21 protein-coding genes are annotated in these 24,581 nt (G+C 42.4%); 12 read left to right on the plus strand and 9 right to left on the minus strand.

Annotation, left to right across the window (positions count from 1 at the left end; genetic code table 11):
• Positions 1 to 40 precede the first annotated feature (40 nt).
• A complete protein-coding gene (gene prfA / locus C3B73_RS08290) occupies positions 41 to 1,114 on the minus strand; it encodes a peptide chain release factor 1 (RefSeq protein WP_103665352.1) in 1,074 nt (357 codons plus the stop codon).
• Positions 1,115 to 1,255: 141 nt separating this feature from the next.
• Between prfA and C3B73_RS08295 the strand changes: the two genes are divergently transcribed.
• The 4 genes from C3B73_RS08295 (at position 1,256) to C3B73_RS08310 (ending at position 3,804) form a co-directional block, all read left to right on the plus strand.
• The gene (locus C3B73_RS08295) at positions 1,256 to 2,416 is read left to right on the plus strand and encodes a 5-(carboxyamino)imidazole ribonucleotide synthase (protein ID WP_103665137.1); all 1,161 of its coding nucleotides are present in this window, start codon (positions 1,256 to 1,258) and stop codon (positions 2,414 to 2,416) included.
• Between the two features lie 62 nt (positions 2,417 to 2,478).
• Positions 2,479 to 2,964, plus strand: coding sequence for a 5-(carboxyamino)imidazole ribonucleotide mutase (gene purE / locus C3B73_RS08300; RefSeq protein ID WP_103665138.1), 486 nt, complete (start codon positions 2,479 to 2,481; stop codon positions 2,962 to 2,964).
• A gap of 133 nt (positions 2,965 to 3,097) precedes the next feature.
• Positions 3,098 to 3,343, plus strand: coding sequence for an RNA recognition motif domain-containing protein (locus C3B73_RS08305; RefSeq protein WP_103665139.1), 246 nt, complete (start codon positions 3,098 to 3,100; stop codon positions 3,341 to 3,343).
• 140 nt (positions 3,344 to 3,483) lie between these two features.
• Entirely contained in the window at positions 3,484 to 3,804 is a 321-nt protein-coding gene (locus C3B73_RS08310; protein WP_103665140.1) for a heavy metal-binding domain-containing protein, read from the plus strand.
• A gap of 72 nt (positions 3,805 to 3,876) precedes the next feature.
• Here the strand turns inward: C3B73_RS08310 and dnaJ are convergent, their stop codons facing one another.
• The 3 genes from dnaJ to C3B73_RS08325 all read right to left on the minus strand — a co-directional run bounded on the left by dnaJ (position 3,877) and on the right by C3B73_RS08325 (position 8,737).
• Positions 3,877 to 5,064 carry a molecular chaperone DnaJ gene (gene dnaJ, locus C3B73_RS08315; protein ID WP_103665141.1) on the minus strand — a complete coding sequence of 396 codons (1,188 nt, stop codon included), beginning with the start codon at positions 5,062 to 5,064 and terminating at the stop codon, positions 3,877 to 3,879.
• A gap of 9 nt (positions 5,065 to 5,073) precedes the next feature.
• Positions 5,074 to 5,655: a nucleotide exchange factor GrpE gene (locus tag C3B73_RS08320; protein ID WP_103665142.1), complete on the minus strand. Its 582-nt coding sequence runs from the start codon at positions 5,653 to 5,655 to the stop codon at positions 5,074 to 5,076.
• A 187-nt stretch (positions 5,656 to 5,842) separates the two neighbouring features.
• Positions 5,843 to 8,737, minus strand: coding sequence for a TonB-dependent receptor (locus C3B73_RS08325; RefSeq protein ID WP_198597315.1), 2,895 nt, complete (start codon positions 8,735 to 8,737; stop codon positions 5,843 to 5,845).
• A 231-nt stretch (positions 8,738 to 8,968) separates the two neighbouring features.
• Between C3B73_RS08325 and C3B73_RS08330 the strand changes: the two genes are divergently transcribed.
• Genes C3B73_RS08330 through C3B73_RS08340 form a run of 3 tightly spaced genes read left to right on the plus strand, consistent with a single transcriptional unit; the run spans position 8,969 to position 11,008 of the window.
• The gene (locus C3B73_RS08330; RefSeq protein WP_103665143.1) at positions 8,969 to 9,682 is read left to right on the plus strand and encodes an SGNH/GDSL hydrolase family protein; all 714 of its coding nucleotides are present in this window, start codon (positions 8,969 to 8,971) and stop codon (positions 9,680 to 9,682) included.
• Positions 9,682 to 10,296 (plus strand): hypothetical protein, encoded by a 615-nt coding sequence (locus C3B73_RS08335; protein ID WP_103665144.1) that lies wholly within the window; start codon positions 9,682 to 9,684, stop codon positions 10,294 to 10,296. The genes C3B73_RS08330 and C3B73_RS08335 overlap by 1 nt, the downstream gene beginning before the upstream one ends.
• The gene (locus C3B73_RS08340) at positions 10,250 to 11,008 is read left to right on the plus strand and encodes an SIMPL domain-containing protein (RefSeq protein ID WP_232803100.1); all 759 of its coding nucleotides are present in this window, start codon (positions 10,250 to 10,252) and stop codon (positions 11,006 to 11,008) included. Before C3B73_RS08335 ends, C3B73_RS08340 begins: the two co-directional genes overlap by 47 nt.
• A 76-nt stretch (positions 11,009 to 11,084) precedes the next feature.
• On the opposite strand, the gene C3B73_RS08345 is transcribed toward C3B73_RS08340, so the two are convergent.
• A complete protein-coding gene (locus tag C3B73_RS08345) occupies positions 11,085 to 11,978 on the minus strand; it encodes a PIG-L family deacetylase (RefSeq protein ID WP_103665145.1) in 894 nt (297 codons plus the stop codon).
• Positions 11,979 to 12,172: 194 nt separating this feature from the next.
• Here C3B73_RS08345 and C3B73_RS08350 point away from each other — a divergent pair, with 194 nt between their 5' ends.
• On the plus strand, positions 12,173 to 14,785 hold the full coding sequence (locus C3B73_RS08350; RefSeq protein ID WP_103665146.1) for a serine/threonine-protein kinase: 2,613 nt from the start codon (positions 12,173 to 12,175) through the stop codon (positions 14,783 to 14,785).
• Between the two features lie 19 nt (positions 14,786 to 14,804).
• Here C3B73_RS08350 and C3B73_RS08355 read toward each other — a convergent pair whose 3' ends face one another.
• Positions 14,805 to 15,428, minus strand: a complete 624-nt coding sequence (locus tag C3B73_RS08355; protein ID WP_103665147.1) for an arylesterase — start codon at positions 15,426 to 15,428, stop codon at positions 14,805 to 14,807.
• Positions 15,429 to 15,540: 112 nt separating this feature from the next.
• Between C3B73_RS08355 and C3B73_RS08360 the strand changes: the two genes are divergently transcribed.
• From C3B73_RS08360 to corA, 4 genes are all read left to right on the plus strand, one after another.
• Positions 15,541 to 16,254 carry an ABC transporter ATP-binding protein gene (locus tag C3B73_RS08360; protein ID WP_103665148.1) on the plus strand — a complete coding sequence of 238 codons (714 nt, stop codon included), beginning with the start codon at positions 15,541 to 15,543 and terminating at the stop codon, positions 16,252 to 16,254.
• A 41-nt stretch (positions 16,255 to 16,295) separates the two neighbouring features.
• Positions 16,296 to 18,812, plus strand: a complete 2,517-nt coding sequence (locus tag C3B73_RS08365) for an ABC transporter permease (RefSeq protein WP_232803102.1) — start codon at positions 16,296 to 16,298, stop codon at positions 18,810 to 18,812.
• Between the two features lie 78 nt (positions 18,813 to 18,890).
• Entirely contained in the window at positions 18,891 to 19,568 is a 678-nt protein-coding gene (locus C3B73_RS08370) for an OmpA family protein (protein WP_103665150.1), read from the plus strand.
• Between the two features lie 106 nt (positions 19,569 to 19,674).
• Complete coding sequence (corA, locus tag C3B73_RS08375) at positions 19,675 to 20,775, plus strand: magnesium/cobalt transporter CorA (protein ID WP_103665151.1); 1,101 nt, start codon at positions 19,675 to 19,677, stop codon at positions 20,773 to 20,775.
• On the opposite strand, the gene C3B73_RS08380 is transcribed toward corA, so the two are convergent.
• The 3 genes from C3B73_RS08380 to C3B73_RS08390 form a co-directional block, all read right to left on the minus strand.
• Complete coding sequence (locus tag C3B73_RS08380; protein WP_103665152.1) at positions 20,772 to 22,286, minus strand: hypothetical protein; 1,515 nt, start codon at positions 22,284 to 22,286, stop codon at positions 20,772 to 20,774. The genes corA and C3B73_RS08380 overlap by 4 nt on opposite strands.
• A gap of 44 nt (positions 22,287 to 22,330) precedes the next feature.
• Positions 22,331 to 23,863, minus strand: coding sequence for a hypothetical protein (locus C3B73_RS08385; RefSeq protein WP_103665153.1), 1,533 nt, complete (start codon positions 23,861 to 23,863; stop codon positions 22,331 to 22,333).
• An 85-nt stretch (positions 23,864 to 23,948) separates the two neighbouring features.
• Positions 23,949 to 24,581, minus strand: coding sequence for a response regulator transcription factor (locus tag C3B73_RS08390; RefSeq protein WP_103665154.1), 633 nt, complete (start codon positions 24,579 to 24,581; stop codon positions 23,949 to 23,951).

Consider the following 24,581-nt stretch of genomic DNA (forward strand, 5'->3'; position numbering starts at 1 on the left):
AAAGCCTGCTTCCCTCGGTTGCAGGCTTTTTTATATCCCCTTATTCTTCAGCTAAGGCATTCAGCTTTTCAAGATTTTCTTGTACACGCAGGGCTTTGATCGCTTCATCAATTCCGCCCTTCAAAATGTTATCCAGATCATACAAGGTAAGATTGATCCTGTGATCAGTAAAACGTCCTTGTGGAAAATTATAGGTGCGGATCTTTGCCGACCGGTCGCCGGTTGAAACCTGACTTTTACGTTCGGCAGCTCTCTCTTTCTGCTTTTGCTCCAGCTCTATATCATACATTTTGGCACGAAGCATCGTCATAGCCTTTTCCTTGTTTTGATGCTGCGATCTCTCTTCCTGACATTCAACCACAATACCGGTTGGTTCGTGAGTCAGACGAATGGCAGAATCCGTTTTATTAACGTGCTGTCCCCCGGCCCCACTCGCCCGAAAGGTATCCACACGGATATCAGAGGGGTTGATGTCAATATCTACCTCTTCAACTTCCGGCAGTACAGCTACGGTAGCCGCTGAGGTGTGTACCCGGCCCTGACTTTCAGTTTCAGGAACCCGCTGTACCCGATGAACGCCACTTTCGTACTTCATTTTCCCAAAAACTTCGTCTCCCTCTAAAGAAAACACGATCTCTTTATATCCGCCTTTCTCTGAGTGATTGATGCTCATGATACTCATCTTCCAGCCCATCTTATCCGCATAACGACGATACATCTCGAACAGGTCGCCCGCAAAAATTGCAGCTTCATCACCACCGGTTCCAGCTCTAACTTCAACAATAGCATTTTTAGAATCCTCAGGATCTTTTGGAATGAGCTTCATTTTGATCTCATCCTCAAGTTTGATCAGCTCTTCCTTGATCTCCTCATTTTCCTCCCGTGCCATTTCGGTGATCTCAGCGTCCTCATTTTGCTCAATAAGTTCTTTGTTACCTTTTTGCCGGTCGGTAAGGTCTTTCCAGGTATCGTAGTCCTCTACCAGCTCTTCAAGGTCACTTCTTTCTTTTGTCAGAGCGGTATATTTATCCGGGTCATCAAAAACAGCCGGATCACTCATCGCTGCATTTACTTCTTCAAACCGGGACTTTATTTGCTTAAGTTTTTCTTCTATATCCATATTTGGGGCTGATTTTTTCGGTTCCGAAATTAAGGAATTCGCGTGTGTATTGATACTTTAATTAGAATGACCTGAGTACCAGAACCGTTGGGCTCATAACCCGAAATATCCTTACCTTTAAAAGAAAAACCTCTCATGGCAATTAATTCACTTCCTGCAAATTTTAAATTAGGCTTTTTAGGAGCCGGCCAACTTGCACGAATGAGTGCGTTACAGGCTTTCAGGTTCGGTATACAAGTTTCTGTTTTTTCGGACCGGACTGAAAATGAACCGGTTCAATTTATGACCCCTTTTTCCACCTCCGGTTCCTTTTCTTCTGTGGAAGATATGGTGGAGTTCGCAAAAAATTGTGATGTCATTACGCTTGAAAATGAATTTATCAGTTCCGATATCCTCCATGAGGTTCAGGAAAAAAGTGGAACACCGATCTTCCCTTCGCCCGAAAGTTTCGCTTTGATCGAAAATAAACTCATAGAAAAGCAGACCTTTGAAGCCGCAGGAATTCCAGTCACCCCCTATCAGCTTGTAAGGTCAGAAGAGGATCTTAAGGAATTTGGAGAAGATTACGGATGGCCATATCTCCTGAAATCATCCAAAGGGGGGTATGATGGGTATGGAAATGAAACCGTCAGGGATACTCAAACTGCAAAAGAAGCCTTTGATAAACTCGGGGGTAATGATGGCCGCGATATTGTAGCTGAAGCCTTCGTTGATTTTACAAATGAGATCGCCGTTCAAGTCGCCCGCAATGAAACGGGTACCGTAGTCTATCCCTGTTGTGAGACCGTTCAAAAAGATCATATTTGTGTAGCCGTACTTTCTCCCGCTCCTGTTGATAAGCACGTGCAGGAAAAAGCTCAGGAGCTTGCAATAAAAGCCACCGAGGCTATTAACGGTAAAGGGATCTTTGCATTTGAGTTCTTCCTCACCAAAGATGGCGAAGTTCTATTGAATGAGTCTGCACCCCGGCCTCATAATTCCGGTCATTACACTATTGAGGGAACTGTGGCTTCTCAATTCGAGAATCATGTGAGAGCCGTATTGGGTTTACCCCTTGGCTCGTCAAAAATGAAGGCACCCGCCGTAGCTATGATCAACCTGCTTGGAACCCATCAAAGACCAGCTCAAACTGACGAAATTATGGAAGCTTTTGAGGAAGAGGATGGTCATCTGCACGTGTATGGTAAGATCCAGAGTAAGGTTGGGCGAAAAATGGCTCACTACACCCTGCTTGGTGATAATCTCGAGGAGACCTACAAACAAGCCATGCATGTGACCCGAAATATCGAGATCTGAAATTCTGAATTCCGAACTTTGGATGATATCTTTGAGCAACAACCAATTAACCAATCATAAACATGAGTAAACCTATTGTCGGCGTGGTTATGGGCAGTGACAGTGACTGGCCAACCATGAAAGAAGCCACAGAGATCCTTGACTATTTTGACGTGCCTTACGAAAAAAAGGTGGTATCCGCTCACAGAACTCCCGATCTGATGGCAGAATATGGCAAAAATGCCCGGGACCGAGGAATTAAGATCATCATTGCAGGTGCCGGTGGTGCAGCTCATTTGCCGGGCATGTTAGCAAGCCATACCACTCTGCCGGTGATCGGCGTACCTGTAAAAACAAGTGCTCTTGATGGGGTTGACAGCCTGTACTCGATCGTTCAAATGCCAAATGGCATTCCGGTGGCTACCGTTGCGATCGGAAAGGCTAAAAACGCAGGATTACTGGCTTTACGGATGCTTGGCATGACAGACGAAGCGCTTGCTGACAAGCTGAGTAACTATCATCAGGAAATGGCTGATGAGTCACTGAAAAAGACGGAAAACCTGAAGTAAGATTTTAATTTATAACACGAAACCGTACCCTTACACTTTGCGGTAGACCTAAAATAGCGTACATTAGTGCATGGGTATTTGTATTCGTAAGAATTACATCTACTATTTTAATTTTAAAACATATTTGAAGACTATGAATATTTATATCGGAAACCTGAGTTATGACGTTTCCAGTGAACAACTACAAGAAGTTTTTGAAGCTTACGGTACCGTAAGTTCTGCAAAAGTAATTACAGACAGAAATTCAGGCCGTTCAAAGGGTTTTGGCTTCGTTGAAATGGATAATAAAGCCGAAGCTGAAGCTGCTATTGAACAGTTGGATGGTGCAGAAATCGATGGCCGTCCGGTAAAGGTTAACGAAGCGAAACCTCGTAACTGATACTTTCTTTCAGATTTGACCGATCAGCCCTTCCATTTAAAAATGTGAAGGGCTTTTTTATTGGATCAGAAATACTAAGTAACAAAATCACTTCAGATCAGTAAATAAGAACATAAACTTTAATTAAACGGAGATAAGCTATGATCATGACCACTACTCACGGCCTCGACCACAAAGAGATCAAGAAATATCTTGGGGTTGTTACGGGTGAGGCGATCCTCGGAGCAAATATTTTCAGGGATTTCTTTGCCGGCATCCGGGATATCGTTGGTGGCCGTTCCGGTGCGTATGAAAAAGAACTTCAGTCTGCCCGCAAACTGGCATTCGAGGAAATGGAACTTAAAGCAAACTCAGTGGGGGCTACAGCCATAGTTGGCATTGATATCGACTACGAAACGATCGGAGCCAATGGAAGCATGCTTATGGTCACCGTAAGCGGCACTGCAGTTTTAGCAGAGTGAGAGTTAATTAGATCTGTGCCATGTGCTGTGTGCTCTTAAATTAGCACACAGCACATTTATCATCGCACATTATCATCCAAACATATCCTTCATTTTAGAGAAGAAGTTTTTGCCACTGTCATCTGCATTTGAGGCATCAAAGTTATCGGAATCTTTCAAAGACTCGATCATTTCTTTTTCAGAATCAGACAGATTTTCAGGAATGTAGACATTCAGGCGAACATATTGATCTCCCTCTACAGAGTTGTTTAACCCTTTAATGCCTCTTCCCCTCATTCTTAGCATCTTACCGGGCTGAGTACCGGGATCGATCTTCAGTTTAGCCTTACCTTTCAAGGTCGGCACCTGTACCTCCGTTCCTAGAATGGCATCAGGTAAGCTAAGAGTAAGGTTGTAATAAATGTTATTACCCTCTCTCTGAAAATGTTCGTGCTCTTTCTCTTCGATCAGAACAATCAGATCACCGGCAGAGCCGCCCCTGCGACCCGCATTTCCCTGACCTCGAAGAGTGATATAATTTCCGTTGGATACACCGGATGGAATGTTGACCTTAATGGTCTCTTCCCCTTTGATACGGCCTTCACCTGAACACTTCTTGCACTTGTTTTTGATGATCCGGCCTTCACCGTTACAGGTTGGGCAAGCCTGAACATTAACCATTTGGCCCAGCATTGTACGGGTCACCTGTCTCACCTCACCCATTCCATTACAGGTGGAACAGGTTTCGAAATCGGAATTAGTTTCCGCACCGGTTCCGTCACAGGAATCACATTTGATCTGCTTTTTGATCTTGAGTTTCTTCTCAGCTCCAAATGCGATCTCTTCGAGGGTGAGCGGCATCCTGATCTTCATGTCCGATCCAGGCTGCCCGGGCTCTCTGCGGGCACGTGAGCGGCCTCTGCGGCCACCACCACCAAAGGCTTCTTCTCCAAAGAAACCACTTCCAAAGATATCACCAAAACGGCTGAAGATATCTTCAAACCCCATATTGTCGAAATCGACTCCGGCACCACCGCCAAAGCCACCTTGTCCATTTACTCCGGCATGACCAAACTGATCATAACGGGCTCTCTTATCCTTATCTTTCAGGACTTCATAGGCTTCAGAGGCTTCCTTGAATTTCTTTTCAGCATCAGCATCTCCCTTGTTTCGGTCGGGATGAAACTTCATGGCCTTCTTTCGATAAGCCTTTTTTATTTCAGCCTCCGAAGCGCCTTTATCAACTCCAAGTATTTCGTAATAATCTCTTTTAGTAGACATATTCTGTTTTTACTCGCTTACAATTACTTTAGCGTGACGAATGGTTCTGTTACCGATCTTATAACCGCTTTCCAACACCTGTAGCACAACATCGCTACCGGTCTTTTTATCGGGAGCCGGCTGTTTCATCATCGCATCGTGCAAGTTAACATCGAATGGCACACCGGTTTCATCAATGCGTTCCACTCCATGTTTCTCAAGTACATTCTTGAACTTATCGGCCACAAGGTTCACTCCTTCCAGGAAGCTATCCTCGATCTCAGATTCCTCAGCTGCTTTTAACGTTCGTAACAAGTCGTCAGCAATGGGCATGAAATCTTCTAATGCACCGGCTTTGGCTTCTTCAAACAGCTGAACCCGTTCGCGCTGCACTCTTTTTCTGACGTTATCAAGTTCTGCCGCTTTGCGCAGCAGTGAATCTTTGGTATGTGCTAACTCGGCTTCGAGTTCTTCAATGCGTACTTGGGATTCATTTTTTTCATTTTCTTCTGAAATCTCGCTTTCTTCAGAATATTCAATTTCTTCTGTTTCCTGCTCAATAGCCTCCTCTTGATCGGCTACTTGCTGTTCAGTTTCCTTTTTTTTGCTCATTGATGATCATCAATTATTTAAGTTTTTTCGTTTTCTGATAGGATATGAGCAAATAGCATGCCATTTACCCAATTCAAATTACTTAATGTCAAACTTACCCTTTTGGGCAATTGTAGCGAATAGATGACATAAAAAAGCCTTACCCGATCTGCTCAGGTAAGGCTGTTAATTGCTTTAAGATTTCCTGTTAGTTCAGGAACTCGTCGAACGTAATAGATACGTAGTAAATAGCACCAAGGTTTGGTCCGCCATAATTCAGGAAGTGACGGTTGTTGGTGATATTACTACCTCCAAGTTTAACAATAGAATTCAGGTTATTAAGCTTGTATGAAACCTGGGCATCAACGGTAGAAACAGCCGGCACGGTTCCATCAGCAAATGAAGAAACCCATTCGAATTCATCCTGCCATCTGTAAGTTACATTGAAACCTAAGTTTTCAGTAATTCTTCGGTTGCTGAAACTCACATTAAACTTATGTTCCGGAGTGTTGTAATCAAAGATATACTCACCGTCACGGTCTGTAATAAGCTGATTCCAGTTATAGTTGGCACCCAGTTTGAATGAACGTGGCAGGCTGTAATCAAACCCAAATACCGCACCCTGAGATTCAACTTTCTCATCTACATTGGTGTAAACTTGAAAAGTATTCAAAGCTGAACCATTTAAAAGCAGAGGGGCAGTTTGTGGAGAGAGATCCAATATTTCTGCAGCCTGAATTGCATTATCACCATTTACATCTTGATTTACCTGTCTAACTCTAAATTGAGCTATAAAATCATTATATATATTGTAATAATAAGCCATATCAAAAAACAGCTTTTCACCCAATAATCCTTTATAACCGATTTCAAATGATTGGATTTGTTCAGGCTTTACTGGCTCAAAATTATTGTATTGAACAAGATTTGCAGCAGCAGCTTGCTGTTCTTGTGGTGTATTTGCCTGAAGTAATGCTTCAGTAAATGCATTTACACTTTCTAAGGTATAAGAACTTTCTTCAATACTATACTTCTCTGCCAAAAATGGAAGTCCACCTAACAGTCGGGCTGTTAATACGTTCAGGTCAATGTACTGCCCCTGAGTGGTTGGATTCCTAAAACCGGTTTGGTAAGACGCCCTGATGTTCTGATTCTCAGCAACGTTGATAACGGTTGAAAGACGAGGGTTAAACTGTCCGTCAAAGTTTTCATTTTTATCGTAACGGAGAGATGCAGTCAGATCCAGACGGTCATCCAGGAATGATTTCGATCCCTGAAGGAAACCGCCAAATTCATTGATCTCTACTCCGCCGGCATCATCAAAAATAGTACCGTTAGATCGCAGTTGATATTGTCTGAAACTCAGTCCCATCTGAAGGTCCATGAAGTCAATCTCATTTTTGAAGTTATAGAGACCTTCGGTATGGAAGAAACGTGATTGATCATCAAATCGAGCTCCATTTGGTACTACACCCTGAAGAGCTGCTTCTTTTGCGGCTTCAAACTGTGGGCTTCCTGGTTCATAACGATTGTTATCTGCAGTGTTTCTTGCGAACAAATGAGCAGTGTTTAAATCGGGGTTATTATTTCCATCAAGCTGCTGTTGTAATAGATAACCCAAATAGCCAATTCCATATGTTCCGTACCATTGGGTGGTTGGCATATAAGCGTCATTCACGGCAAATCCTACAAAGTCGGCAATGTATGAATCACCGGAGTTTTCAAAGGTTCCGTATGCTTTCAGCATAAAGTTATCGCCATCCAGCTGCAGTTTGTGCTGCGAGATATTGAAGTTACTTAAGCTGTAACGCTGAGCACCACTGTACACAGAGGTTCCGTAACCGTAATTAAAGTTATAACTCGCTTCAATATTATCATTGATACGATAGTTCAAAGCGGTACCGAATTTCAGGTTTTTCGCATCATGATCTACAAGATGTTGTTCTTGATATCCGGTTCTTGCAACTGGTTGAGCTGGTAAATTACTTAGTGCATACTGTTCAGCTTGTTGCTCATTTCCGCCAAAAAATTGGTTAGCAAGATTTTGAACAAAACTATCACTGTAGGCTAACAAGCCAATGTTAAACGTACCATCATCACCATAGGTATGAACGCCATCATAAGCAGGATTGCTTGATAGCCCACTGTTCAGCCCTGAATTTTTGTCGGTGTAGTTGATACCGACCCAATCCTGCGCCTCTGAATAAGAGAAATTCAGTTTAAAGGCGAATTTGTTATTAAACGATTTAGCATAGCGAATTGCTGCTTCGTACATAGGCTGAGCATTTTCAGGCTCTCCCAAATTTTGATTGCTATCAATATGGTTGATACCGGATTTTACCATCACGCTCAATCCGGGATATCTGAAAGGATCTTTACTGTTCACCAATAAAATTCCGTTAAAGGCATTCGGACCATACAGGGCAGATGATGCACCCGGCAGAAATTCCATGCTTTCCACATCCAGCTGAGACGGACCATTCAGATTACCAATAGGGAAATTCAGAGCAGGAGCCTGAGTATCCATACCATCGGTCAACTGAACCATACGTGTGTTACCGGTTGAGTTAAAACCACGGGCATTCACGATCTGAAAATTGATACTGCTTGTGGTCATATCCACGCCCTTAAGGTTGGCGAGGGTTTTGTAGTAATCATCGGAAGCAGACGTTCTAAGCTGAACAACATCCTGACGTTCAATGGTCACCGGTGCTTCCAATATGCTTTCCTCAACTCTTGAAGCAGAAACAACCACATCCCCACCGGAAATGGTTTCTTCCTCAAGAACAATTTCAAGATCATCAACAACCGATTCAGTGATTTCTACTCTTTTTGACTGAAAACCGACTATTGAAACGATTAATGTAAGAGGTGGGTCTTGCTGTACCGTCAAACTGAAGGTTCCATCAGGGTTGGTGGCAGTACCAATCACCTTACCATCTACACGGACGTTTACACCTGCTAAAGGCACGCCCTGGGCATCAGTAACGATCCCTGATATTTCTGTTTCATCTTCAACATTTGCAGCATACCCGTCGTAGGCACAGAAGCAAAGTGTTAATACCATTGCTATGGCAAATACTCGCTGAATCATGTTGCTCATATTATTGATCCTTTTAATTATTATTTAGAGAGGCCTTAATCTGTGATGATATCATTTCTTGTACGGTTTTATCCACACAATTTTGATTTTTGGCCGTATTACGTATCATAGTCAAATAAAAGTCTGTTTTAAGCATAAATGCAAGCGCTTCCACTTATTTTATTTATAGTTGAATGCAGGGATTGCCAAATTCTTTAATATTATTATTACAATTCTATAAATCATACCCTAATGTCTCTAAACACATATTTTTCGCACAAATTTTTATCTCTCACACTGATATTGCTTGTCTTTACGGCTTGTCAGTCAAAAATTGATTCCTCAGAAACTGATATTTCTGAGCCTATACGCTACCTTGCATTGGGAGATTCATATACAATTGGAACCGGGATCAACGAAGAAAACAACTACCCTAATCAACTTACCGATTCCCTCCTATCTAAAGAATACCAAATAGATACCACTGCTGTTATTGCCACGAATGGCTGGACCACCACCGATCTTAAAAACGGAATACGTGATGTCGGTCCACCGTCAAATTTCGACCTTGTTACTCTCTTGATCGGTGTGAATAATCAGTATCAGGGATTGGATATCGATCTATACCAAACAGAATTCAAAGAACTTCTGGATCAGGCGATCAGCTTTGCACGTGGAGATACCTCCAATGTGGTTGTTATCTCGATCCCTAATTACGGTGTTACCCCTTTTGGACAATCCGGAAACCCGGTCGTTATCAGGAAGGAAATTGAGATGTATAATTCCATCGCTGAACAGTTTGCCTCAGACTACGGTATCCCATTTATTGATGTAACCGGGATCTCAGAACTGGCCGGGAATGACTCGGCGTTACTGGCATCCGATAACCTTCATCCTTCGGCTAAAATGTATGCACTGTGGGTTGAGGACATGTTTCCAACTATTACTGAAATATTAGATGAATAATGGTAGAGTTAACCTTAAGTAATTTAGAGGAAAAGAAAGATTCACTGACCGGTAACCTGACGTTCACCCAATCAAAGGAATACAGGTATGGAATGGTTGTGTACGGGATATTCTACTGTACCTCAATGCTGGCTGATGATTTTGGTCAGGATTGGTTTACCATTCCAGGCTTCATTATTGCAATTATGGCCTTGATTGCAGCTTACTTCCCTTACTCTTTTGCTAAAAAAGCGGGAACTGCTCATCTGAAAGAGGATGAGATCGAGATAGATCTGGATGAAAAGGCTACATATGAGCACATACCGGACTCTCCGGTTAAACTGGATGAACTAAATGAGATCACTATAAATATAGTCAGCTCTTTTGGATGGTGGTCTTCTTACATAATAATGCAATTTATTATAGATAAGGATGGAGTAGAAAAAACATTCGGTGTCGTCATAAAAAACCGCAAACAAGAAGAGCAATATTTAGAGGTATTAGATAGTTGGTACAGAGCCGGATACCCGATAAAAGAAATTACCGGGTCAGGACTTCGGATATTCAAATTAAATCAAGGAAAAAATTATGAAGATGTACAAAGGATCAAAAGGGAATATGGTATCGATTGGTAATAAACTTAGCAAGATCACGCTAACGGTAAGTCTCCTGTTTTTTGGCATAAGCTGTACGACATTGGCCCAACAGCCTGTTTCGGAGCGCACCATTACCATCAATATGAGTGCATCAGAACTTTTACCGGCTGACCTTATCATTTTTAACGTGACTATCAATGCCGAAGGCGAAACCCCTCAGGAAGCCTTTGATTTACACCGCGAAAGAGAATCTATTTTGGCAGGATTGCTTAAGGATCTGAACATCAGAGAAGAAAACATTGATTTTGAACCCATTCAAATGAATCGCCGGCAGGTAAATGGGAATCGATATAACAATCAGGAACCTCAGTATGTGACCAATACCAATCAATCGGTAAGTATTACTTTCAATGACTTTGAAATGTATGAACGCATACAGCTCACATTGATAGAAAATGATTTTGATACCTTCAACGGACAGTTCTCATCCACCAAGATAGCTGAGGGTAAAGAAAAAGCTCTGATCTCCGCCATTGAAGCTTCCAGGGAACGTGCGGAGCTGATCGCCCAAACTTCGGGTGTTGAGGTAGGAGATATTTACACCATCAACTATTCAGATCACCAGGTAAGCATTCCCAGAAAAGTAAATTCCATGGAAATGATGTCGATGGCTGCTGATGCAACTATGATGGATTTCGCTCAAACCGTAGAAGTGCGGTCTAACATCAACATCAGCTATTTTATAAAATAGAATTAGTGAACGGTGTAATGGTAGATTGGACTCCGTTACACCGTTACACCGTTACACCATTAACTGTTAATAAATATCAGGGCTGAACCTTATTAACGGCTTCAAAATATTCTGTCACTTTCTGAAGCTTATCTTCTCCGTTCAAAGCATTGAACCAATACTGTTCCACCACTTTGTCTCCGGTTTGCATGAGTAACTGCATCGTACCCTGAGATTTGTGTTCCGCGATCACCCAGTTTGAAATAATGTTGTAATTCAGGCGGTCGTTGGCCCCAAAAGTCTGACTGCGGTCAAATTCAAAAATCACTCCCTCTTTTACTTTAGTATCAGGAAACCCTTCCATTTGTGTGAACTTCACACCGGGGTCCTCTCCTCTTCTTATAAAGGCTTGCAGTGCAATGGGGCACTCCTCAACCGGTAATTCTTTCATAGCCTGCAGCCCCAAAACCGCCGATGCTTTATGATGACCGTGGAATTGTTCAAATGGGAGCATAAGAAACATGAAGTCATAATCTCCATCTTTCAGGATCTGTACTAACCGTTCATGTACCCAGTCGGTATTCCATTTCTCCAGTGTTTCATGTACATCTTCAGTGTAATAAAAATCAGGTTGATCAAAGAAAAAGTAATTTCTGATTCCCACGATCTCACCCCCGGCCATTAATTCCTGTTTTCGGATTCCGGGTAGATACTGCCGGCCAACCTCTTCTTTATCGAGTTCCTTGTTGTAGATAAAATTTCCAAGCGTTGAATAGGTATAACCACCTTCCCCATTGGTCATCAGCGCCAGGTCCACCTTGCCCCCCAACAACTTGGTCGTTTTGAATATGGTAGCCGAAAATAAAGCGTCATCATCAGGGTGAGCTGTAACTAGTAAGACTTTTGGCTCATAATTCAATAGCGCATCTTGTGCCGACAACGGTAAAGACGCTACAAAAAACATAAATAAAATTATCAGGGGTCGTTTCATATCAATAAATCTGGTTTATATAAATATTTAACTAAAAGGTAGGCTTCCTAACTGACATTGAAAAGTTGTTGCATCAGGTTGAAATATGCCGGTAAGTACATATTCCAACGTGCCCTAAATATTTAGCATTGGAAGGATTGATTTAATAATGTTATAATTCACACTTAAATTTTCGGGTAAAACCTCCTATTTCTATGAAAGATTCCAATTGGGACAGGGTACAGTCCATCGTTGATAAACTTCTTGAACTTCCTGAACACGAGCGCGCGCTTTATACCGATAAACTGTGTAAGGGAAATGAACAGCTAAAATCTGAGGTAGAGCAATTCCTTGATAATATTTCTGCCTCTGAAGGATGGTTCGAAAATAAAGAACTGTTCAAAAAAGACCTGATGAATGAATTAATGGATGACATGAAACTTATGTCAAAAGATGATTCTTTAGTCGGGAAAAAAGTTGGCGCATACACGGTTATCAAGGTGCTGGGTAAAGGAGGAATGGGCTCCGTTTACCTGGCCGAACGTTCTGATAAAGACATTGACCACAAAGTTGCCATAAAGATCATCCATAACAACCATATGAGGCAGGAACACCTGCTTCGGTTTAAGCGTGAGCAAAAAATTCTTGCCGGTTTGAATCATCCATCTATTGCCCGATTTTACGATGGAGGTGTGACGGCTGAGGGATTTCCATACATGATCATGGAATATGTAGATGGGAAACCCATCGATGAATACTGCTCCGGTAATCGGTGCACTGTAAACGACAGAATTGAGCTTTTCAAACAACTGCTAAAAGCTATCCGATATGCCCATGAAAACTTGATCATACACAGGGATATTAAACCGGGAAATGTTTTTGTGGATACTCGAGGCAATGTTAAGGTCCTTGATTTCGGTATTTCTAAGTTACTTGAGGAAGAGACCGAAGACCTGACACAAACCGGTTCAAAACTATTGACACCGCGATATGCCAGTCCTGAACAGATCAAACAGAAGAATATAACGACCGCCTCCGATCTGTATTCACTCGGTGTGTTGTTTTATGAGATCTTGACGGAAGAAAGATTGTTTGAAACGGATGGGATGACCCGTTACGATATCGAATCCAAAATTTTGAATGAGGATCCCCCTAAACCAAGTCACCGAACCAATTCCAATAAATTAAAACAGATCCTGAAAGGTGACCTCGACGCTATCATCTTAAAAGCTATCCGAAAAGAACCGGAAGAACGGTATCGCATTGCAAACGAATTTTATGACGACCTGTGTAACTATCAACATAATCGGCCGGTAAAAGCCCACGCCGACTCACTCGGGTATCGCAGTAGAAAATTTTATAAGAGGAATAAGAGTAAACTCTATGCAGCCGCCGGTATTTTAATCCTGATTGTTGGGTTGTCCGGTTTTTATACCAAAAATATCAATGAACAACGCGAACAAGCTCAGTATCAGGCTGAAAGAGCCGAAGAAGTAACCGACTTTCTTGTTTCTATGTTAGAGCTCAATAACCCCACAGAAAATTCGGGGGATGAAATCTCCATTAATGAAGCCTTGCAACGTGGTATTCAATTGCTCCAGGAGGATGACATTTCACCCATAAATTACGCAACTATTTTGGGTACCATTGGAGCTATTCAACTTAATAATGGTGAAATGGAACAGGCAGGAGCAAACCTGAAACAAGCTTTTTATTTTGTAACCGACTCTCTTTCTGTGAATACGGAGAAAAGCCTGTCCATTGGTACAGAATATGCCGAATGGCATCATAATGTCGGAAATACAGATGAATCAGAATATTACTACCAGCTCACCGATTCATTGTACCAGATCAACAAGTTAGATCTTACACTCAGTTACGTAAATCACAGATTGAATTACAGTGATTTTTTAATGGAGCATGGTCGGCATGAGGAGGCCTTGACCGTAATGAGTGACCTCGATGAACACATGAAATCTCATTTTTCACTTGAAAGATCCGGGGAAATAGATCTACTCGCAAACATTTTTAACAACCGTGGCCGGGCCTATATGAGCATGGGCAACAATAAAGCCGCTATTACAAATCTTGAGGAAGCACTGAATCTAAAATTACAGGTTTTTGATGAAAACAATGCCCGCATTGCCCGCTTATATCATAACATGGGGGTAGTATATGCTTCAAATTCTGAGCACCAAAAGGCCTGGGACATGGCAAAAAAGGCTTACGATATCAGGGTGAAGGTTTTTGACCCAACGCATCAGCTTGTGGGCTCCACCCTCCATTTAATGGGAAATATCTCTCTTCAGTTAGGTAACCATAAAGAAGCCTTTGACTACATCAACCGATCGGTTGAAATCAATAAAATTCAGCATGGGGAAACTCACTTTCGTTATGCCCTCGCACTCAGAGAATTTGCCAAGGTATTGAGCGAAACCGAAGAACACGAAAAGGCAAGGGAACAGATAGAAACGGCTCTGTCTATCATTGTAGATAACTACGGAGAAGACCACCCCTATGCCGGTTACATGTTAGTAACTTATGGAGATGTGGAATACAATGCCGGGAATTACGATCAGGCCGAAATCCATACCTCCAAAGCCCTTTCAAATTTCAATAAACATTTTGACCCTAATCATCCTAACATCGGTCAGGTTTATCTCGCTCAGGGTCGGCAAGCTTTCGCTAAGCATAATTACCAAAAAGCTGACACTCTGCTAAATAAATCAAAACAAGTACTCCAACAACATTTTGATGGTTCAAATCCTCTGATCATTGAAGCTGATTCACTGTTGAGCATAAGTAACCGTCAGTTGTCAGCAAAATAAGTTTGGGGATACAATAGGTTTAATGAAGAATGGGACTTAACTCATTCCAGATCGACTCAGCGATAATTCTGTGTCCTGCGGGAGTTGGATGTATTCCATCTTCCTGCATGTAAATGTCACTGCCCCCTATCTTTTCCAACATCATTGGGATAAGTGGCAGGTCATTTTCTTCCGCAAGCTCAGGATACATTTTCTGAAAGTTACTGGTGTACTCCTGACCAAGATTGGGGGGAACCTGCATGCCTGCCAAATAGATCTGAACCTCCGGATATTTTTCCTGCACTTTATCTATGATCTGTTGAAGATTGTCTTTGGTTGAACCAAGATCTATTCCCCTGAGGGCATCATTCCCTCCAAGTTCCAGCACAAAAATATCTACCGGCTTTTGCATTACCCAGTCAATGCGTCGTAATCCTCCGGCTGAGGTTTCTCCGCTTAACCCTCCGTTTATCACCTCATAATTTATGCCTGCTGAATCAATTTTTTGCTGTATCAATGCAGGAAAAGCCTGACTTTTGTCCACTCCCAGCCCTGCCGTGATACTATCTCCAAAAAAAAGAATCCTTTTTTCTTCGGAATTCTGACTCTGAGCTGATAATGACGTAAAAGCAATAAAAATTAAAAACGCGACTAAAGTTCTCATGTAATTAATGTGATAACAATTTGGATTAAAGACCGTAATATTTTGAAACTTTTAAGGAATGTTTCCTCAATAAACCGTTGTTTGGGTCGGTATCATTCAAAAAATCAAAGACGTGTCTAATATACTCGAAGTTCATCAGCTATACAGAAAATTTCAAAGTGGAACCAAGACCTTAACGGTCGTAAACGATATAAATTTTACCATTCCTGAAGGGATCTCATGTGCCATTGTAGGGCCTTCAGGTTCCGGTAAAACAACCTTGCTGGGATTATGCGCCGGTCTGGATCGACCTACTTCCGGCACGGTTACCTTAAATGGTATTCCTCTAAACCCTCTAAATGAGGACGAAAGAGCCAAGGTTCGCAATCAGCATGTGGGTTTTGTGTTCCAAACCTTTCAGTTGGTCCCAACTCTCACAGCGATTGAAAATGTAATGGTTCCTCTGGAATTACGAGGGGAGGCTACCAAAGCGGTTCGTGAACGCGCAAGGGAACTACTGGAAAGTGTTGGCCTGGGGGACCGTACCCATCACTACCCCACTCAACTATCCGGCGGAGAGCAGCAGCGTGTGGCCATTGCCCGTGCTTTCATTAACGATCCAAAGATCCTTTTTGCTGATGAGCCTACCGGTAACCTCGACACAGAAACGGGCGAATACATTGAAAACCTTATCTTTGAACTCAATAAAAAAGAAGGCACAACCCTTGTAATGGTCACTCATGATCTGGAGCTCGCAAAAAAATGTGACCGGATCATACGCCTCAAAAATGGGATGGTTCATGAAGATACCCATGCACAAATCGCAACAAAAAGCGTAACAGAATAAACCGTATGGGTAATCAACGATCATTGCTTTGGACTATTAAAATGGCCTGGCGCGATTCGCGTTCACACCGCTCCAAGTTATTTCTTTTTATGGCCGCTATTATTGTAGGTGTAGCAGCACAGGTTGCTATAACATCTTTCAGGGCAAACCTAAACAACAGTATTGAAAATCAAGCTAAGGAGTTGCTGGGAGCCGACCTTGAAGTAGAACGAAATGCCCCGTTTCAGGAAGAACTGGTAGCTGTATTGGATTCCCTGGGCGGTGAAGTTTCCACTGCACTGAAATTCAATTCCATGGCTTTCTTTCCTGAAAATGGAAACACTCGGCTCTCACAGATCACTGCCATAGAAGGCGGCTTCCCTTTTTACGGTGACCTCATTACTGAACCGACATCGGCTGCTCAGACCTTTCAGGAAAATGGAGGAGCCCTGGTGGATGAACCTGTCATGAGACTATTCGGGCTTCAACCCGGTGATTCGGTGAAGATCGGTCAATTAACTTATGAAATAGAAGGCACCCTGATCGAGATACCCGGACAGCCGGTGGCCGCTTCATTTTTTGGCCCGCGTATCTTCATCCCTAAAGAAAATGTAGAAGCTACCGGATTATTACAGCGAGGCAGCCGCCTGGAATATGTATCCTGGCATCAATTCCCCGCAGGAACAGATATGGTTGAGGTAGATGATCGTCTCGACGACCTAAGAGATGAAGAAGGTCTGCGTTTTGGATACGATACGGTAGATGAGCGGGAAGAAGAAGTAGGTGAAGCTATTTTATATTTATCCAATTTTCTGAACCTCATCGGATTTATCGCTCTCTTACTTGGTGGTATCGGTGTAGCAAGCTCCATTTTTGTTTACATCCGGCAAAAAATTAACACCGTAGCTGTATTGCGTTGTGTCGGGGTATCTTCCGATCAGGCCATGATGATCTACCTGATTCAGGCAGCTGCCATGGGATTAGTGGGATCCGTATTGGGAGCCGCGATCGGTTCCGGTATTCAACTTTACTTACCGGTTCTGGTTCAGGATTTTCTTCCAGTAGATATTGAACTCTTTATATCCTGGCCCTCTGTGGCTATTGGAGTAGGCACCGGATTGATCATATCCATCCTGTTTGCCCTATATCCTCTACTGGCTGTTAAAAGGATCTCGCCTCTTTACTCGATCAGAAGTATTCAGATCAACCTTACAAAGCTTTTGTCGACTTTCACCAAGGCTACTCTGTCACTGATCCTCCTGATCTTTATAACTTCGTATGCCTGGCTCATGATCGGTGAGGTGCTGCCTGCCATAGCTTTCACCGGTGGATTGGTCATCTGCCTGTTTCTGCTTACCGGTTTTGCTAAGCTGATCATGAAAGGCTCCCGAAAATTTTTACAGGCGGGATTTTCTTACGAACTACGGCAAGGGCTTGCGAATCTTTACCGGCCAAATAATCAGACAACCACCCTTCTGCTTACGTTTGGTCTGGGGGTGACCATGATCAGCTCACTGTACCTGACTCAGGATATGCTGTTGGATCAGATCGACTTTGGTGGACAAGGTGACCTCCCTAACTTAGCCTTATATGATATTCAATATGACCAGAACGAGGGGGTCAATAATACCATCAGGGAGAATGGGCATGAGATACTTCAAAACGTGCCGATCGTGACCATGCGTATTCAATCCATAAGAGGAATGACACCTGAAGAACTAAGAGAGGATACAACGACCAATCCCCGGGGCTGGGCATTGAATCGTGAATACCGTTCAACCTACCGTGATTCCCTTTTACCTACAGAATCCATTGTAGAAGGTGAATGGATCGGACAAGCAGAGGGATTTGATCAGATCGTCCCCATTTCAATAGAAAGTGACCAAATGGAAGATCTCGATGTCAGTATTGGCGATACCTTAACGTGGGATGTTCAGGGAATCCCCATACAAACCTATATTGCCAGTACCAGAACCGTAAAATGGGATCAGCCTTCCCCTAATTTCTTTGTGGTATTCCCGGCCGGTGTTCTGGAAAATGCTCCTCAGTTCTTTGCAACTACTATTAAAACCGAAGGGCGAGATGCCTCACTGGAACTACAACAGAAACTGGTGCAAGCTTACCCCAACGTTTCAGCTATTGATGTAGGACTTGTTTTTGAAACCGTTCAAAATTTTCTGGGTAAGATCACCTTTGTTATTCAATTCATAGGGTTATTCAGCATTATTACTGGCTTAATCGTTCTGGCCGGTTCTGCAGCAACCTCACGTTTTCAAAGGATTCGAGAAGCCGTGTTGTTGCGAACCCTTGGTGCCGCCAAAAAGCAAGTCGTAAAAATACAAGTCATAGAATATGCCTTACTTGGGATCATGGCCTCCCTGACGGGTTTGACACTATCGATTGGGGCAAGTTATCTGATCGGTTATTTTTACTTTGATATAGAATTTGTGCCGAATTTATTTATCATTGGAATTGAGATCGTCATTCTTACCGCACTGGTTCTACTGATTGGTTTGATGAATACCCGTGGCATACATAACAAACCTCCATTAGAAGTTCTCAGAGCCGAAGTAGAATAAAAAAGAGCTTTGTTAAGCGGAACTTTTTTATCTTATGTTGTTTAATAACAATGAATATGAACTAAAGAGATGAACACTATGAAAACACAAAGTTTAAAATATATAATAATCGGGTTACTGTTGGTTCTTCCATTTTCTGCATGTCAGAACTGGAGTAAAACTGCGAAAGGTACTACCATTGGAGCCGGGGCAGGAGCATTGGCTGGAGCTGTGATAGGTAAAGCAGCCGGCAACACAACAACCGGTGCCATTGTGGGCGCAGCTGTGGGTGGAGCTACCGGTGCTGCCATAGGTAACTATATGGACCGTCAGGCACGAGAACTTGAAGAAGACCTTGAAAATGCCACTGTAGAACGAGTTGGAGAAGGAATCAAGATCACTTTTGATTCTGGTATTCTTTTCGATTTTGACTCCTTTGAACTTAAAGAACAATCGAAAGAAAATATTGCCAAGCTATCAGAGATCCTGAATAAGTATGAAGACACCAATATAATGTTTGGTGGTCACACTGACAGTCGCGGTTCTGAAGCTTACAATCAGGACCTGTCTGAGAAAAGAGCACGTTCCGTTGCAGAGTATGCAGCCTTTACCGGAGTTGATTCTGAAAGGATGACCATTGTAGGTTATGGAGAAGAACAACCCGTGGCAACCAACGATACTGATGCAGGTCGACAACAAAATCGCCGGGTTGAGATCGCGATCTGGGCAAATGATGAACTCAAAAAAGCTGCTGAAGAAGGTCGTATAGGCAACTAATAAATAGTTAATTTTGGATTTCTCCAATTAAAAGTCCTGCATGTTAACATGCAGGACTTTTTTTATTTATACTAATGACTGAACACAATTAATTGACCCCCATCCCATGGTAAAAAAGTTATCCAGAAGAATTCCCGTTCCCCATTTTCTTCGTCATAGAAAACATTCCAAAAAACCCGGACAGGCACCTGGAACCCTGCATTTTACCGGCGAAAAACGGATCGAAAATATACAAATGAATCTATGTGATTATGATGTGCATCAATTAGGTGAATTTGATATTTCTGATATTGAAGAAAGTAAACCCTACTTAGAATCTCCCTCAAAAACATGGATAAACGTACTGGGTTTACACGATGTTGAAAAGCTGAAAGAGATCTGGGGGTATTTTGGGCTTCATCCACTTATTCAGGAAGACATTTTGAATACCAATCAAAGAGCAAAGATCGAGGAGTATCCGGATCAGGTATTTTTTGTACTCCGCATGATGAGTATTGTCGAGGAAACCGGTGAACTGAATGTGGAACAGGTGAGCATTGTATTAAGTGAGGACAGTGTTCTGTCTTTTCAGGAAGATGATTTTCCGATCTTTGAACCGGTTCTTCATCGGTTAAGGAATAATGCTCCAAGACTTCGTAAAGAGGGACCGGACTACCTGGCTTATGCCCTTCTGGATACCGTGGTCGATCATTACTTCAAGGTCATGGAACGATTAGGGGATGAAATTGAAGTTCTTGAGGAACACATTCTGACTAATGTTGATGATGACATACCTGAACAAATTCATGCTTTGAGAAGAAAAGTCTTGTATTTCAGAAAAGCGATCTGGCCACTCCGTGACAGCCTCAATAATTTACTGAGGGAGGAATCTCCCCTCATAAACGAAGATAATAAGATCTATTTTCGGGATGTTCACGACCACCTGGTGCAGATCATTGATGGGATTGAAAACTACCGGGATATGATCATTGGTATGCTGGATATGTATATGTCACAGGTCAGCAATAAAATGAATGAGGTCATGAAGGTATTGACCATCATTGCCACCATTTTTATACCATTGACGTTTTTAGCTGGTATCTACGGAATGAATTTTGAGTATATGCCTGAGCTTTCAGTAAGGTGGGCTTATCCCGCTGTGTGGGTCGTGATGATCATCACGACCGTATTCATGCTTATTTATTTCAGAAAAAAGAAGTGGCTTTAAAATAAGACTTTAAAGCCCACTTGTATCCTTACGTCCTGTTTAGAGATATCAAATGTTGTAGACTGAGGCTGATCATCAAAATCGATGTAATTATACAACTCAGAACGATCATCCTTCGTCAGGTAATGCCCTGAAACATCCATAATGAATCCATTGCCCAACTTGATATCAAATCCTGCTGAGTAGATCTTGGTATCTCCGGGAGTTAATTCACTTATTGCAGGCCTGAATGAATAGGCTGCGCGAATCCCTGCCTGATCATTAAGTTGTTTGCCAACCCCGATCTTGAAGTTGGTCACTGAATTATAATTCGATTCCATAAAACCGTTCAGGTCTTCCTGCTGTGCCCTCAGATCTACCTCATCCACTAGCCTCAGGTCGCTGTCTGATATAAAGTCGATCTCCATGTTCTCATAGTTAATATACTCAGCAGAAGCTGATACTGAGAAACCGGCAAGATCTTTTAAGGCTGCTCCTATCTTAAGTTCTCCGGGCTGTTCAATTCGATACCGGAAACCGCCATCACTCGCTACATCATAAAAGAAGGGCTCTGAACCGTCATCCAGGGAAGTTTCTATAGACGAGTAGTAATTCTCTGAAACTCTTATGGTTGCAGGAAGCATATAACTCGCTCCAATGTTCACGCCTGAAAATATTTTGTAAACGATTCCGGCCCGATATTTTCCACCATACACATCGACGTCAATTTCATCCTGAACAAATATATTATCTATATCACTGCCTTCTATAAATGTGCCGTCATAGTCATTTTGTGAATCGTACTCAAGAAAATCGCGCCGGTAGGTATATTCTCCTGATACATAACTGGCTGAAAATCCGAAAAACAGGTCTTTCATGAATTCCGTGGCGGCAAAGAAAGAATACTCACCCATATATGTGGAATACCTGATATCGGCCTCCTGATCAATACCCGGAAAGGTACCCGGTGGAAAGCCAATTCTGAAAATTGATTCCAGATAGGTTGAATCGACATCACCCCAATCGATAGCATAGGTTTGAAAAGCCAGCTCGTTATACTCACTGTTCGGATCCAGAAAAGAATCGGTGATCGTATTGTCGTTATTCCTCCCGGATACTCGATAAGCACTATTCGTGGATGTAGTACGATTATATCCACCTCCAATTACAAAACTTCCCTGCCTTGTTGGGAATTTATACACAAACCCCATATCACCGAGTTTAGTGGCAGAATGTTCTGCATCAATTTCATTTCCTAAATAGGTGTTCTCGGTTTGAGTATTTTGATTGAATAGACTAAATGAAAACTGAGATTCCTTTAAGAACGCCATGGAGGCCGGGTTATCCACATAACTGCCAAACCCATAACCATCAGCTACAGAGGGCATGAAAGACAAAGGGTTTCCATTCATATTTTGATTGCTGAATTCCAATGCCAGATTCGGGTAACTGGCAGGACTCAATCCGTTTTGAGCCAGCAGAGAACCGCTAAATAACACAACGGTTACTAAGAGTAGATATAGTCTCTTCATTGATTAGCCTGATTTAATGATACCGTCTGTTTTAAATGATCCGCTTAGTTCCCGCCGCGCGAACGTTTACTTGAACCGGAACTTCTGGAAGTACTTTTTGAACTGCTGCGAGTGTTTGTACTTCGAGTAACGTTTCGGGTCTTAGAACTACGGCTTACACTACTGCTTCTGGATGAAGAGTTATTGATCGCTTTGCGGATTGTGCGCCCAAACACTGAAGTACTCTTGTTACTTCTAACGTTTCTGTTTCCAAGCTTCAGATCATAAGAGTTTCTGGTCTGAGCAGATCTAAACGAACTTCTATTATTTAAAAATGAGCTTCTGCTGGTGTTAACTCTTCTGTTAGTTTCCACCCTTTTTACAGGAACGGAGTATATGGAACGACTGATCCGTGATGCAGAAGATCTTTCGATATCATTTCTGCTGTTACTTGAACTCAGGTTACCTGCCCCCCTGCTTCTTGAAGAACTATTATCAGATGACGTCCGGGATCTGGTTACACCACTGCCTGATCGGTTGTTGGTTCTTGATCTTCCAACAGATGCACCTGAACCTGCATCACCGGATCTTGAGCGATTGATGTTGTTTCCTGATCCTCGTGATCGGCTAGATCCGCTGCCGGAAGTTCCTCTTGAACGGGTTACGTTTCCAGAACTTCTGCCCACTGATCCAGACCTACCGGTACTTCTGACTCTTGTACTGCTGTTTAAGCCTCTGGACCTGACGGATGAACCTCTGGTTCTTGGAGTGTAATCAGACTTTGATCTGCTTCTGTATGAATCTCTGTTGACCAGCCCACTGTTTCTTGGACCCTTCCGATACAGTTCTGCACTTCTTCTGTAACGGTTTGTTCGGTTATAATCGTTGTAGATCACCAGCGTATTGTAGTAGGGGTTACCGTAAAAACCTGCGTAACCATAACCAAACGAACTATAGTATGGATAGTAGTTATATCTCAAATAACCAAAATTATCATAGTACCAATATCCGGATGAGCTGTACATGTCGTAAGGCCAGTTAGAGACCCAAAGTCCACTATATCCACCAAAGTGTAAACCAAATCCGGCTCCCCAAATAAAATGTCTGTGGAATCGATGACTATTCAGATACCAGCTGTTGTAAGCCCATGGCTTGTAACCATAGAAGTAAGATCTACTTGCATATTTTTGAGCCGCTCTTTCATATCCCCCATCAAAGCCGTCTTCATAACCGTTGCCGTAACCATCTTCATAACCTTCCCAGTACACGTTATTGGCATAATTTTCTTTATACCACTTCTCTGTCTCATAATCTTTATAGTAGATACCCGCTTCTTCCAGTTCAGCATAGTCATCATCATAGTAACCAGCGGAGTAGGCTTTGCGGGCCTGACTCTCACTGTACTCGTCGTAGGCGTATGACCTTACAGCATCGGGATTCTCTCTTCCATCCTCAAATCCATCCCAGGCATAATAATCTGAATAGCGATCCTGTTCACCTGAAGTTCTGTCGTAAGCTTGAAATTGTGTATAGCATCCCGAAAAGAGAAATGGTATAACTAATAGGGACAGTCGGTTAAATAATGTTGGAGCTTTCATGGGTCTCACCTTCTAAGTGATTATTAATTTCTACACTGAAAATGCAACATAAGAAAGAAAAAATAAGTCACATGATAATGTTAGGCTAAATTTCTCCTCTCAATGATTTCGCGATCACTTCTGCTTTAGAATTTACATGCAGTTTTTTATAAATATTCCGGATATGAGCTCTCACGGTATCTATAGAAATATCATATCGGTCTGCTATTAGTTTATAACTCAATCCATCCACCAAACCGTTCACAATATCCTGTTCACGATTGGTGAGCATGCTGTCTTCATTCTTTTTGGGGGCTTCCTCGTTAAAATGTGAGATCACTTTTCTGGCGATCTGCGGTGACATAGGTGCTCCTCCTTTCAGCAGGTTTTCAATGGATTCCTTTATCTCAGGCAGCGATGTATGCTTTAGTAAGTATCCTGACGCACCTGCTTTCAACGAATCGAAAATCTTGTGTGAATCATGGTAAACCGTCAACATGATGATCTCAATATTCGGGTATTTGCCTTTGATAACTTCCATACCCTTGATCCCAGACATGCCCGGCAACTGTATATCCATTAGCATCACATCCGGATGTTTGTGCTCTTCAAGATATTCCAGCATCTCTTCTACAGAATCTACCGCAACCGGACATTCCATATCTTTCTGCATATCAAGATATCGCTGTATTAGATCTCTGATCTTTTTGTTGTCTTCTACAATTCCGATGATGGCCAT

Source organism: Gracilimonas amylolytica, assembly GCF_002911695.1.
GTDB lineage: Bacteria > Bacteroidota > Rhodothermia > Balneolales > Balneolaceae > Gracilimonas > Gracilimonas amylolytica.

Excerpts from the sequence above, each read along its gene's own strand:
- C3B73_RS08295 (WP_103665137.1), top strand. The coding sequence starts at position 1,256 with ATGGCAATTAATTCACTTCCTGCAAATTTTAAATTAGGCTTTTTAGGA.
- purE (WP_103665138.1), top strand. The coding sequence starts at position 2,479 with ATGAGTAAACCTATTGTCGGCGTGGTTATGGGCAGTGACAGTGACTGG.
- C3B73_RS08305 (WP_103665139.1), top strand. The coding sequence starts at position 3,098 with ATGAATATTTATATCGGAAACCTGAGTTATGACGTTTCCAGTGAACAA.
- C3B73_RS08310 (WP_103665140.1), top strand. The coding sequence starts at position 3,484 with ATGATCATGACCACTACTCACGGCCTCGACCACAAAGAGATCAAGAAA.
- dnaJ (WP_103665141.1), bottom strand. The coding sequence starts at position 5,064 with ATGTCTACTAAAAGAGATTATTACGAAATACTTGGAGTTGATAAAGGC.
- C3B73_RS08320 (WP_103665142.1), bottom strand. The coding sequence starts at position 5,655 with ATGAGCAAAAAAAAGGAAACTGAACAGCAAGTAGCCGATCAAGAGGAG.
- C3B73_RS08325 (WP_198597315.1), bottom strand. The coding sequence starts at position 8,737 with ATGAGCAACATGATTCAGCGAGTATTTGCCATAGCAATGGTATTAACA.
- C3B73_RS08330 (WP_103665143.1), top strand. The coding sequence starts at position 8,969 with ATGTCTCTAAACACATATTTTTCGCACAAATTTTTATCTCTCACACTG.
- C3B73_RS08335 (WP_103665144.1), top strand. The coding sequence starts at position 9,682 with ATGGTAGAGTTAACCTTAAGTAATTTAGAGGAAAAGAAAGATTCACTG.
- C3B73_RS08340 (WP_232803100.1), top strand. The coding sequence starts at position 10,250 with ATGAAGATGTACAAAGGATCAAAAGGGAATATGGTATCGATTGGTAAT.
- C3B73_RS08345 (WP_103665145.1), bottom strand. The coding sequence starts at position 11,978 with ATGAAACGACCCCTGATAATTTTATTTATGTTTTTTGTAGCGTCTTTA.
- C3B73_RS08350 (WP_103665146.1), top strand. The coding sequence starts at position 12,173 with ATGAAAGATTCCAATTGGGACAGGGTACAGTCCATCGTTGATAAACTT.
- C3B73_RS08355 (WP_103665147.1), bottom strand. The coding sequence starts at position 15,428 with ATGAGAACTTTAGTCGCGTTTTTAATTTTTATTGCTTTTACGTCATTA.
- C3B73_RS08365 (WP_232803102.1), top strand. The coding sequence starts at position 16,296 with ATGGCCTGGCGCGATTCGCGTTCACACCGCTCCAAGTTATTTCTTTTT.
- C3B73_RS08370 (WP_103665150.1), top strand. The coding sequence starts at position 18,891 with ATGAAAACACAAAGTTTAAAATATATAATAATCGGGTTACTGTTGGTT.
- corA (WP_103665151.1), top strand. The coding sequence starts at position 19,675 with ATGGTAAAAAAGTTATCCAGAAGAATTCCCGTTCCCCATTTTCTTCGT.
- C3B73_RS08380 (WP_103665152.1), bottom strand. The coding sequence starts at position 22,286 with ATGAAGAGACTATATCTACTCTTAGTAACCGTTGTGTTATTTAGCGGT.
- C3B73_RS08385 (WP_103665153.1), bottom strand. The coding sequence starts at position 23,863 with ATGAAAGCTCCAACATTATTTAACCGACTGTCCCTATTAGTTATACCA.
- C3B73_RS08390 (WP_103665154.1), bottom strand. The coding sequence starts at position 24,581 with ATGGCCATCATCGGAATTGTAGAAGACAACAAAAAGATCAGAGATCTA.